The sequence below is a fragment of the Chryseobacterium sp. ZHDP1 genome (genome assembly GCF_018603435.1).
GTDB classification, from domain to species: Bacteria; Bacteroidota; Bacteroidia; order Flavobacteriales; family Weeksellaceae; genus Chryseobacterium; species Chryseobacterium indicum.
Window position 1 is genome coordinate 1348104 of record NZ_CP075682.1, and the last position, 12857, is coordinate 1360960.

Genomic DNA, 12857 nt, shown 5'->3' on the forward strand with positions numbered 1-12857 from the left:
GAAATTGGAGTTTTATGAGAATACTTTATCCTCTTTTAAATATTCTTTCCTGATACTTTCCAACAGCATCTCCGAATTAACTTTATATCCCGGTTCTTCCGATGCAATAGCCTTTAAGCATACATCCTGAATGATGTTCATAATATTGGATCCTGTAAGTTCGTATCTTCTGGAAATCTGATCCAGATTAATATCTCCCAAATCCAGCTGCTGCGGTAAATTCTGTTCCCAGATGCGCAGACGTTCTTCGTACTTAGGATTATTGAATTTTATACAGCTGTGGAAACGTCTCGTAAAGGCTTTATCCATATTGTTTTTGAAATTGGACGCCAGAATAATTAGTCCCGAAAAAGTTTCTATCCGCTGCAGGAGGTAGGAGACTTCCTGATTGGCATACTTATCATGCGCATCGCGAACATTGGTTCTTTTCCCGAAAATAGCATCCGCTTCATCAAAAAATAATATCCAGTTTTTATTTTCTGCCTTATCGAATAATTTTGCCAGATGTTTTTCTGTTTCGCCGATATATTTTGAAACCAGCATAGATACATCTACTCTGAACACAGGACGCTGGGTATATTTTCCCAAGAGACTTGCAGCAAGCGTTTTTCCGGTTCCGGGATCTCCATAAAACAGTACGCGGAAGCCCGGTTTAAGTTTTTTCTGCATTCCCCAGTCTTCCATTAAAATCCGGCTGCTGTTGTACCAGTCTTCAATACCTTTAAGCTCTTCCAGAGTAGTTTGAGGAAGGATTAAATCTGCCCATGTTCTGCCTGTGTGAAGCTGTTCCGCAGGAAAATCGCTGCTCATTTTAGGAAGCTGTTCTGTCCCAAACATTAAAGCATCAAAAGCATCCTGATGAACACTGAACAGACTATTAACCGATGTGCTTTCCTGTGCAGAACCTGAAAAAACAAGAAGTTCTTCTTTTACCAATACTGAATTCTGCCCGAAATAATCCAGTGCTTTTAATCGTTCAGAAATACTTTCTCCGCCAAGAATGTACTGCAATGCCTGAACAGCAGGATTAAAAAGTCTTCCGTTGTCGTTAACCGAACAGAAATCAAAGAACGGACTGGATGGATATTCAAGATAAACTCTCTTCAGTAAAGATGGATCCAATCTCGGCAGTAAAGCCATTAATAAAATAATAACTTCCTGATGAGTCAGTTTTTTTTCTGAAATGTAATTTCCCAGATGAGAGCCTTTGTAATCGTTCGGATTAAACTGGGGTGCCAGATTAAAATCTTCATCAGAATGACTAACGCGCCATGTAATAACGCTTTCTAAATGGGTAAATAAGTTTTGTAATTGTATTGAATCCATTAATTCTATTCTTTTTCTTTATTAATTTAAAATTTAAGTTCCGGTTATCCTTAGTCGTAAACATAGATCTCAATAACACCGTACTGTTCTTCAAAATCTATCGGAGATTGGTCTGAAGTATTAAAAACACTCAGAATTATATGATCTGCCGATGCTCTGTAGCAGTAACATTCTGCACGGTCTTTTTTATACGGTTTATTTATTCTTGCATTAATCCATACTTTATTTTCCGGAAATGCATCGCCCATTTTTCCTGTAAACTGTCCGTAATCGGTACGTGCCCATTCAATATCTCCGAGTGTATTTTCCAGTACGATGAATTTTGGATCAAAAGTTCCGCCTGCATTGTTTAATAATGCTCTGTAAATTTTATAGCTGCTTCCTGTAATGCTTTTTATCTTTTCGTCTACCCATCTTTTCTGAACAAAAGAATTTTCTGTATAATTATCTCCATAATAATTCTGCCCTACGATACCGGGACCATCAGTTGGAGCTCCCACATCTATTCTGTCCAGCCATTGGGTAAGATTGATGTATTTGTCTAATCCCTGAGACAACGAAATCTGCATGGGACTTGATAATATCTGAGTTCTGTCGCCCATAAGATCACCCGAGAATATGGTTGTAAATCCGTCGGCAACGGAAATACTGGCAGCTCCACTTTTAATGGCTCCTCCCCCTTCGGTTGAAAATTCTATTTCTCCCGTTACAGGTTTTCCGGGTAAAGTCCCCGATAACGGAACAGGATCTGTTTTATTGATCCAACCAAACTGCCCTGAAGAATTCCCCACAAATACTTTATTGTAAGATGCGTCTCCTGCCGGAATGTATGACGGATTGATGGAAAATGATCCGTTAAACTTTACCCATCTCTGAAGAAAATCTCCGGTAATTAAAGCCATGGCAAGAGTACTCTGCTGAAAACTTCCAAAAATGCCTTCGGAAGTGTTATTATATCCCGTTAAAGTATTATTGGAGTGGATAATAAGTTTATTGGATAATGCACCGTCGTTATGACCTGCTCCAACACCGATCAGGATATTATTCTGACCTGTAATTCCCTGTCCTGAAGATGCTCCGATGATGATATTACGATCGCCTAAACCTGCTGTATTAGATGCTTTGTAACCGATAAGCGTATTCAGATTTCCGGTGGTCATATTATATCCGGATGCTGTTCCTACTAAGGTGTTCTTAAATCCGGACGTTACTTTAAATCCGGTTTCTTCTCCTACCATTACATTAGAGTTTCCGGAAACTGCGTTTTGCCCTGCAACAACTCCAACAAACGTATTAAACGATCCTGTTGTAAGTTCCTGTCCTGCAGCAGCCCCAAAAGCAATATTGTTATTTCCGGTGGTTACTTTTGAGAGGCAGTTGTATCCGAATGTATGATTGTAAAATCCAGTATGATTAGGATTAATATTGCCCCAGAAAAAGGAATAAGTTGCTGGATTCACTCCAATATTGGCATAAGTACGTTCGGAACCATCCAGAAAAGTAATCGGTTTCGGGGAGTATGCATCTCTGCTCACAACAGAAGCTAGTGTTTCATCTGCCAGCGTTTCTGTTGTTGTAACTCCTGATGATCTTTTAATATAAAATTTCCCATCCGAAAGAGGCTTTTCTATTTTTTTATTCAGTTCACCCTGAAGTCCTTCCACCATTCCGATGGTTACATTCGAGATTCCTGTAGGCAGATAATTATATTTATTGGTTTTTACACCGCCTTTAAAAAGATAAAGGGAAAAGCTTCCTGCCGAATCCGGAATTGCAATAAAATCGTTATCCTGAAATTCGTATGATTCAGAATGTTCTGCAAATAAAGAGATGTCTTTTTCAGCACCTTCAACGAGATTGGTTATGCCCAAAGCCTCGATTTTTTCGGCAAGGATCTTTTGATTGCTGTCTACAAAATCGTTTAAAAGCATATATTTCGCATCGCTCTGGTCTTTTGTATAAACCGTTCCCGTATTATTTGCGTCATCAATAGTAGCGGTATTTTCAGGTTGTTTTCCTACTCCTAGTGCTGTTTTCCACGCCTGAAGATGGCTGCTGTCTAAATTTGAAGCATCTTTGGTGGCTAAATAATTGATATGGGAATCCTGATTTAATGTATGTGCATCAAAAGCTGCTTTGTCTGCTTTATTTTGCAGCTGCTTATCCAGTCCTTCAATTTTACTCGTCGGAATCGCATCGTTTTTATGCCAAAATGATGACCAGGATGCCTGAAATTCTTCCTGAGTAGGAATATCTCCGGTCTGGAAGTAACTTAATATGGTGTTTAATGGTGTTGGTATTAACATGGAAAAGATTTTTATTTTGTGTTTAGAGTTCAAGAAATTGTATCATCGGTAAAACTTTAGAAAAGCTTTACCGAGTGATTGTTTATAACAGGTGATTAAAATTTGGTTAAGTCGGAAAAGATATTCCTTAATTATTCGGAGATGAATATTTTTTAATTTGAGTATAAAAGAAACTCATCTACTATACAGCAATGATTACGTTTTAAAAAAAAGTGATTGATTGAAAGCGTAAAGAAGACTTTACCCGAGCTGCATGAAGTTATAGCTATTTGGCAATTTTTAGAGTTGTTAAAGCGCTATAGTTTAGCCAAATTCAATTTTGTAATGATAAAATTGTTTGTTTGGAATTAAAAAATACTATTACCTGATATAGATTACGGTTTATTATGCTATCTGATCCAATAATGAGTCTTTGATAGTGGTTCCGTTAGGCAATACATGATTTAAAATATCTGCTATTTCCTGATTATTTTCATTGGCAACGGCCTGCTTCAATTCATCTGATCCGTTTTCAATAAAGCTATTTAAAAGATTTTTTGTAACTCCGGACTGCTGATAATTTGTATAATGACTGAAAAGGGAATCGATATGATGTTTTACACCTAATCTTACACCCGATTCCTTGAGATAATCAATAATACGTTTGCGTCTTTTAATAATCATCTCTGCACTTTCTGAAAGTGACAGGGAGACATACACAGGCTTAACAAGTACAGGATTTCCATAGATATCGAACCATTTAATAACGATGTTCAATCCTTTTAAAAATCCATTTTCATCCAGTTCATCAGAAAAACTTTTCTGAATTGCAAGATTCGTCTGTTCTTTGTCTAAAAAGTAACCTGTACTGGTTTTTCTTCCTTTTTCATAGATTGGCTCGCCTTTCACAATTCCATTTAAAATAGTGATATCTTTTGCCATTAGCTCAAAAGGTGTAAGATCCTTAAGATGCTGATTTTGTTCAAATATTTTTAGTTTCATTAGTCTATAATTGTACTTGTAGGTTGATTATTTTGAATAACTTGATTGTTTAGATAATTACATTCGATTCTGATGTTTCTTACCATATTTGCAGAACCGCCGCCCCATGTATTTACATTATTTTGCCCTGCATACAGATAACCGGTCATTAAAAGCTGTCCCGTATCTTCGTCATAAGCCTGACACACTATATTTTGAGTTACTGTAGTGAGATCTGCTTTGTAATAAAAATATAAATTGTCCCAAAGATTGTAATGATCGGTAACAAAATCTTTATCAATAAATCTATGTCCCCAATAACCAGATTCTGGTCTATACTGAATAGATAGATCAGTATTATTTATAAATTTAATATTAGTGTTTACAATGTTTAATTGCTGACCTAAGTTATCTTTATATATTTGAACTAAAAATCTTTTATCTGTAAGCGTTCCGAATTCAAATCCTTCGGGAATTGTTGGCAGGTTATTTCCAAAAAATCTATAAATTCCGTAATTAGATTCTATTTGATAATATAATCGATAATATTCGTAATTATTTAATCCTTCTTTTGGAAACTTTTTTGCTTTAATAATATAGGGTCCATTGTCTAAAAAGTACTGTCTTTTTTCATTGCCGTAAGTATTCCCAATTTCTATGACCTGATCCTCAAATCCATCCTGACTTATAACCAGTGGAAATTTCAGTTCTTTTCCGCCATTATTCAAATCTATATAATAGATAACATATCCGTTGTCCATAGAAGCTAAGCTGTTTGCAAATTCTACTGTTTCTTTATTAGTGAGAATGTCATCTTTATGTTTTAAAGAATCTATTAATTCCGCAAATTGATCTTGCGTGGGATAATCCCCTTTTTCAAAATAAGATTTCAACACCTCCCGTGGTGTTATTTTATTTTCTTCCATATTTTTTATTTTTTGTTTGGATTTTTTAAAATGTCTTTTTTAGTTTATAAAATTTACTTCTTTATTCTTAAGATTCGATCCAGTATTTTCCAAAATCGCTGATACAATTACCTGTATTATCATTCCAATAACTTCTTATCAATGAACATAAAGGTTTAAAAGCATTGATGCCTGTTACATCTATATTAAAAGTTTTTACCGAACCTCCTGACCTCACAGTAGTATTTAATATATTTCCTACCTTGATAAAAATACAGGTGCTATTTCCTAAATCAATTCTTTGAGCAATTGGAGTAGTATCAGCACTTATAGTAATGTGATTTATACTGTAGTATCCCCAACCAGCTGAAAGAGATGATAAATAGCTATTTAAAACCCCTACGTTTGTTTTGGCAGAGCTTTCACAAATTCCTATAACCCCTATATTTTTGCTTGAATAATATTCTCCCACCGTACCACCAATTATAAACACCCAGTTTTTATTAGCGGGTAAAACCAAATTGGGATAAGCACAAGCCATAATTTCTCCTTGAGCAAATGCCGCCAGATTATTCGTTTTTAAAGCAATTCCATTAGAAGCTGACATAACAGCAGCTGTATTTGGATTAGCATTAATTAAATTCCAATCGTCTACCGTTAAATGTGTAAATTTTAAATTCCCTATATTCATAATAAAATCATTTAAATCCTTTACATTGGTATCTAATGCGGTAGGACTGTTTGTATAAGTGTGAACTATATTTAAAGTTTGTGATGTTGGTGTAACAGGGTTAGGTAAAGTATCCGGTATGGTTACAACCAGAGCATCACCTTCTACAACCTGTTTTGTATTTGAGTCTATTCTTAAAACTTTAGGATGGTCTTTGTAATCACTGCCTACATCCTTCAGTCCTTTCAAAAAATAAGCATTTCCTAAAGTATTCCATGTAAAATCCGCATTCTGCGTAAATGTTCTTGCCTGGGTATTGGTAAGATCTGCAGTAGCAATATTACTTCCCAAAGTTCCCCATGAACTTCCGTTCCAGAGATAATATCCTACTGTGCCATCAGTCTGATAAACAATAGCTCCCGCCTGAATGGTTCCTAAAGAAATAGCAAGCCTTTGCGCCTGAGTCATTCTTGGAGCGATAAGCGCTGCTTTAGAAGAAGAGTCGACAGACCAGATAATATTGTTATAATTGTTACTCCCGATTCCTGCACTGGTTCCGTTATCCTGCAACACACCGTTAATAAATGTTGAGCCGTTCCATCTTCCGAGATAATTGGCTCCCATGGTAGGTTTATCGAATTTATTATTAAATGTATTCCAGTCTGTATTACTAAGATAACCCGAAGTATTCGTATTAGACTGAGATATGCTTAATGTTCTGTCTGACGACAAATTACCACCTCCCTGTAACGGAGAAACAGTATTAACAGCTACGTTTTTTTCTGCTTTCGTATCCAATACCGTCTGCAATCCTCCAATGTTAGAAACAGCAAACATCACATTCGACAGTACGTTTCCTTTGCTGTCTTTTAACTGTAAAATATTGGAATTTAAAGCCAGTTGCGTACCTACATTATTTACAAAATCAGATACCGGAATGCTGTCTAAAAGCTCATTGTCTGCATTATAAAGTTCCAACGACGCTGTAGCAGTATTATACCTTAAGTCTGTCCCCTCATTGTCCAGAGACTGCAAAGAAATTTCCGACAATACGTTTCCCTGAGCATCTGCCAAAGACAGTTTTTTGCTGGTGGGTGACCAAAGAAGATCAAAGTCTAACGACAGATTTTCTAACCCTTCGATTTTTTCTTTAGGAATGCTTTCCTTTTTATGCCAGTAAGAATCTAAAAATTCTGAGAACTGAGCTTCGGTAGGTTTCTTTCCGGTTTCAAAATAGAATTTTAGAATTTCTTTTGTTGTTGATTCATTTTTTTCCATACTTAATTTTTTAACTTTTCTAAGTTTTTAGCACAGCTGATTTGGATCCAATAGTATCTGTACTTGAGGGTTCAAAATTCCTTATTTTTTTCTTCTTATTAAAGTTTTTAGCCTCCTGCATTCTGTAGTTGCAGTAAGTCATAAATTCTGTATAGCTTAAGAAGCTTTTATTTACCGGTGGAAAATTTCACTGCTTTTTCAAAAGAAAAATAAGACGCTTATATTGAATAAATGAAGAAGTATCCGAAAGGAAAACGAGCATGAAATCTTTTATTAAGCTATCAAAAATTTAAAAAAAGTGAGAAACTCAGGGGTAAAAAAGAAACTGCCTCATTTTTGAGACAGTTTCTTTTTATTATCGAAACAAATCCTTTGATCTATATAATGTTCTCGGTACAAAATGATCAGCTTCAAACTTAATTGTTACATTCTTTGGAACATCTTTAATCTCTTTGATATAATCTCCTGTAAAACATAGAGAAATGAAGCATTCGGAAACCAAATTAGATAAAAAGGAAGCATCAAACTCTTTAATTTTATTAACTTCCAAAGTTAAAAACTCCAGATTAATAAGACGATCTAAATTCTCCACTTTGCTGATATTATTTTCACTTAAATTTAATCTTTTTAAATTTTTCAGATTATCCAATCCTTTGATTTTTGAAATCTCATTACGGCTTAAGTCTAATACTTCTAAATTTTTCAAGCTTTCCAAACCTTCAATTTCTTCTACATGAGTACTCGAAATAAGAAGTTGTTTGAGATTGCGTAAGGTATCCAAACCCTCAATTTTGTCTACCCGACTTCCATTTACTCTCAATTCTTCCAAATAGGGAAAGCGCTCCAAATCGGTTATTTTATCAATTTTCGTTTCTCCAATATTTAAAGAACGGATATTTTCATTAACATTTATTTTTTTTTATATGATCAATTTTAGTCAGAGTGACATCTAACCGCTGTAGGAACTTTAAATGTTCCAAACCATTTACTTCGAGATACGGATTGCAACTGATATATAATATTTCCAAATTAATTAAATCGCCCAACAAAGAAGTATCTTTAAGTCCAGTTGCTCCCAAATCCAGATTTCTCAGACTTTTTAAATCCCCTAAATACCTAAAGGATTTTTCCGGTAATTTATTGCTGGTTAAATCTAATGTTTCTAACCGTGAAAAAGCATTTAATGGACGTAACATTTCCACATTACAATATGGAAGGGCTAATTTAACAAGACTGTCTGCTATTGGTAATAATACATCAATATCCTTTAAATCAACCTTATTTAAATATAATGTTTTAATATTCCCATCTTCATCTACATCATAATAATTTTCCCAGATGTGTTCTTTGGAACGAATAATTTGAATATCAAACTCTTTTTCTAGTTTTTTTATAAAATCTGTCATGGTTATTTTGAAATTTCTCAGTTTGAGAGCTTAAAGATAGTTCTTTAATAAAAAAGCGAAACTCCCATCAGAAGTTCCGCTTTAATTTTTTTTTGAAAATTTTTATTTGTTTTTATTAGAAAGGCGCAGACTTTCAAACTTGGCAATGAAATTTTCCCAAGTCCAATCAGGAAATATTTTTGGCATTTCAGTTTTAAAGGTCTCTGTTTCTACCAAACCAATGCCTTCTCCATCCATATAATATAATAAAACTAGTTGCCAATGATTAAATACACGCGCTTCAACCGCCATTTGAGTATAACCTTCATAATCCAAGTCTAAATCGTTTAGCTCATAATCGCTGATACTCATATAATACAATGATTCGTCTATTGTGTCTGGCGTTATGATAAAACCTACATAACTTTCAGGTGTTGGATAATCAAGCGGTCGAAAATATTTAAGATCTTCTTCATCTTCCTCGTCATACAAATTATTATCTTCAGAAAAGAGATACTTCGTTTGAGCAAATTGTATTTTTCCTCCTATTCCTTTTTTTTCATTTGCCCACCATTCTAATTCAAAGCCGTCACCTCTTTTTTCATAAAATCTTTTTATTCCTTTATGGATAATATCTAATCTATTTAAATCTTCCAATACAACTTTTAGCGAAGGCTTGGTCCGTATATCAAAATATTTAATTTTCTTTTGTTCCTTTGCTTTTATTAACGAATCAAAGATGTCATCATCGAAAAAAAATGTATAATTCATATTATTCTATTTCAGTAGTTAATGTTACATTACTCATGTTTTTTAATTTTTCAACAGTAAAATTCAATCTAGATAATATATTTGGATCTTCTGTTTTAGACAATTCCGCTTTAATATTGTTTACTGTTATCCTTCCTTTTATCCTTAAAACAGCTTCTTTAATTATTCCCCTCCCTACCGTACGATTGCATCGTGTGGTTTAATAATTATAAGCTTTTAAAAATTTCGCTAAACTTATGAAATATAATCCTTCAGGATTGTGAAACTTGTAATTACGACTCATCAATTATGTTTTTTATAAAGATAAAAACTTTTAAGAAATTATTGGATGATAAAATGCTACAAGAAATGATTCGTGCCGCAGCGGAGGGGCAGCGATGAGTAAAAAAACGAACTTCTAAGAACAGAAATATCGCTTTCAAATATTATTTAATTTTTAAAGATTCATATAATTTTATAAACTCTTCCATATTAAAATCTGGAAAGATTATCGGCATATTTTCTGCAAAATCATCGTATCTGGATTTTCCAAGCATTGCAACATCATATTTTCCATATTCCAGATAAACAAGTACATATTGCCACATCATATAACCTCTTGCAGCAAAAACAAGTTCTACATAACCTTCAAAATTTATTTTTAATGGATAGAAATCAATTCCGAAATCATGAAAATAAACCATTTCATCTTCATTCTCTTTACTAAATACACCAGCACAAATATCTTCAATATAATCTACAGGAATAAACTGGCCTGTTTTGGAAAAAGAATCTTCACCTTGTATGTAATATCCGCGACCCACTTCAAGTTCAATAACACTATGCTTTTGAAATAATTCATCTAAAGGAAGTATGTTTATTATTCCGCGTTCACTTGTTTTTTGTCCTCCAATATTTGCAGGAATATTACCTTCCCATTCATATGAATAACCATTGGTAAAACTATAAAATTCATGCATTTTATTGATTAAATAGTCTTTATATTCATTAAAAAAATCTTTACCTTTTGATTTAGTACTTCTTGGTCCATTTCCTCCAATAAATTTTATTAATTTTAGGTCCTCAGCCTCAATTAATGGCTTTACTAATCTTTGATAATCGTATTTATCCATATTTAAAATTCGATTTTTTCTTTTGCTACTAATTTATTTAATTTTTCTTTGGAAGATGGTTTATTTTAATTAAAACCTCAATTTCTAACACTCCTTTTCTATCTCTCAAATTAAATATTGCAGTTGCTATTTTTCACTAAAAACAGATTTAAGATCTTCTAAAGAAGCCTCATTGAAATTTACTGCTGAATCTCGTTTATTGCCTCTTAATTTATAATAGGATTATTGCCTATTTTATCTTTGTCATTTTTTTCTTCTTAGATTTCTTCTCGCCAAAACCAATCTTACCAAGCAATCCTTTAGCTTTCCCTTTAATAAAATTCCAGAACTTCACAATAGCATTCTCAATACGCTGACGTATTTTTCGGATAACGCCCAGTATTTTATCTGCCAATCCGCCAATTCCTAATAAGGAAGCTAAGAAACCAATGAGTACAGGAACTGCTCTTCCCAATGCATTTTCTATGGATTTTGCGACGGCACTTACGTTTCCGCTCGCAATGGCTTTAATGCTGTCTGTAAATGCTTTTACCAGTTCCATAATCTGGGCAGCTCGCTGGATGAAGAATTTAACCATATCGATAATCGCCATTGCGGCTTTAATAAAGGCTCCTACCGGAGTCATCAATCCCATCACCCATTTAATTCCCGCCTGAATCACCTGCGTCTGGATAATGTCCATCATAGCATCCATTACGGTCGCTTTAAGATCGGCAAACTGGTCTTTCAGGTATTCCCATAATCCAGCAGCACCGTCTTTGCGGACAATCGGAATTATTTCAAGACCTTTTTCAGCATCTAAATATTAAGCAAAAAAAAACGAAGCTTCTAAAAAATAGAAACTTCGTTTTAAGAGATAAACTTTTAGATCTTATCTTTGTAATGATAGTAAAATTCCATCTGTTCAGATAAAATATTATGAATCTCAGTCCAGCCATGGGTTCTGGAAAGATCAATTGCTAAACCCCAACACATTTCCACCAAATCCAGATTTCCTTGTCTTCCTGCCCAATAACTTGCACTGATTAAAGCATTCCAGCAGCCTATGGGATCATTATATTCTTTTTCTAAAATTACCGCAGCTTTAATATGAAGATCACCTGAATAACCTCCTACTTTTCTTATAGCCTCAGTAGCTTCAAAAAGAGGATGTTTTTTTACTTCTTCTGGAAAAATCGCATATTGCTCTTCCCATCTTGAATCAAATGAGGGAGATAAAGAATCCAATAGAGAGCTCGAATTTCCAAGGCGAATGGTATATTTTTCAAAACTTTTATTATCACAATCAAAACCATGAGGTAACTGTGCACACCTCCAATAATGTTTCCATTTATATTTATCTTCTATTTTAATTCTCGAGTAAGCTCTTTTAGCGAGTACATTACCTATGTAGTTATTCCAAAGACCATAGTCTTGATCAACATCCTCGTATTCTGGCAAATATGTTAATCTCTGAATAAGTTTATCGAATAATTCAAAAGCTTTTGTGTTTTCTGCTGTATCATAATAATGACTCCAGAATTCTTTATAAAAATCTTCTTTATACTCGTCAGGATTTTCAAAACGTTCCTGATTGGACTGGGACAATAAAAATTCTTTAAAAAATTCCAAATCTCCACCTCCAAAATAATCAAAAAATGATTGGGATAATGTTATGGTTTCTTCTATTCTTTCCTGAAATTGTTTTATAAAAAATACTTCATCCATAAAGACCAAATTAGCCATAGGTATTAATGCTTGTATATTAGGAGCAAGCATAAAACATTCTTGATAAGTATTATTAAATGATATTATAGGTGTCTCTATATATATTTTTTTGTAAGGAGTTAATTGAAAGGCTAAAATATTATCTCCTTCAAATCCAAATGGCATTATGGACCAAAATCCTTGTTTTAAACATTCTATTAATATTTCTTTTTCATTTTGATACTCAAATTTGAAGTTAAATTTTTCTTCTACATCTTTAGCTTTATATATTTCTTTCAGATCAGAATGTACTTTGTTTATTTCCATAATTATTATTATTCTATTTCTTTAACGACATGGCTCTCACATGTTTGTTTTAATAATATTTCTACTTTTAAAAGCATTTTCTATAACTTATTTATCGCCTTATAAATTTCTTAGAATATTCAAAAGAAAAT

General features: G+C 33.6%; 11 protein-coding genes. All 11 read right to left on the reverse strand.

What is annotated here, in order from left to right; translation table 11 throughout:
- Positions 1-12: 12 nt before the first annotated feature.
- Positions 13-1326, reverse strand: coding sequence for an ATP-binding protein (locus KKI44_RS06085; protein ID WP_214590307.1), 1314 nt, complete (start codon positions 1324-1326; stop codon positions 13-15).
- 50 nt (positions 1327-1376) lie between these two features.
- A complete protein-coding gene (locus KKI44_RS06090) occupies positions 1377-3632 on the reverse strand; it encodes a hypothetical protein (RefSeq protein ID WP_214590308.1) in 2256 nt (751 codons plus the stop codon).
- 384 nt (positions 3633-4016) lie between these two features.
- A complete protein-coding gene (locus tag KKI44_RS06095) occupies positions 4017-4613 on the reverse strand; it encodes a hypothetical protein (protein WP_214590309.1) in 597 nt (198 codons plus the stop codon).
- Complete coding sequence (locus tag KKI44_RS06100) at positions 4613-5518, reverse strand: hypothetical protein (protein WP_214590310.1); 906 nt, start codon at positions 5516-5518, stop codon at positions 4613-4615. The genes KKI44_RS06095 and KKI44_RS06100 overlap by 1 nt, the downstream gene beginning before the upstream one ends.
- Before the next feature lie 67 nt (positions 5519-5585).
- Entirely contained in the window at positions 5586-7445 is a 1860-nt protein-coding gene (locus KKI44_RS06105; RefSeq protein ID WP_214590311.1) for a hypothetical protein, read from the reverse strand.
- 355 nt (positions 7446-7800) lie between these two features.
- Positions 7801-8292: a leucine-rich repeat domain-containing protein gene (locus KKI44_RS06110; RefSeq protein ID WP_214590312.1), complete on the reverse strand. Its 492-nt coding sequence runs from the start codon at positions 8290-8292 to the stop codon at positions 7801-7803.
- A 55-nt stretch (positions 8293-8347) separates the two neighbouring features.
- On the reverse strand, positions 8348-8851 hold the full coding sequence (locus tag KKI44_RS06115) for a hypothetical protein (RefSeq protein WP_214590313.1): 504 nt from the start codon (positions 8849-8851) through the stop codon (positions 8348-8350).
- A gap of 102 nt (positions 8852-8953) precedes the next feature.
- Complete coding sequence (locus tag KKI44_RS06120; RefSeq protein WP_214590314.1) at positions 8954-9601, reverse strand: hypothetical protein; 648 nt, start codon at positions 9599-9601, stop codon at positions 8954-8956.
- Between the two features lie 425 nt (positions 9602-10026).
- The gene (locus KKI44_RS06125; protein ID WP_214590315.1) at positions 10027-10713 is read right to left on the reverse strand and encodes a hypothetical protein; all 687 of its coding nucleotides are present in this window, start codon (positions 10711-10713) and stop codon (positions 10027-10029) included.
- 229 nt (positions 10714-10942) lie between these two features.
- On the reverse strand, positions 10943-11398 hold the full coding sequence (locus KKI44_RS06130; RefSeq protein WP_214590316.1) for a hypothetical protein: 456 nt from the start codon (positions 11396-11398) through the stop codon (positions 10943-10945).
- A gap of 179 nt (positions 11399-11577) precedes the next feature.
- Positions 11578-12726: a hypothetical protein gene (locus KKI44_RS06135; protein WP_214590317.1), complete on the reverse strand. Its 1149-nt coding sequence runs from the start codon at positions 12724-12726 to the stop codon at positions 11578-11580.
- Between the last annotated feature and the right edge of the window lie 131 nt (positions 12727-12857).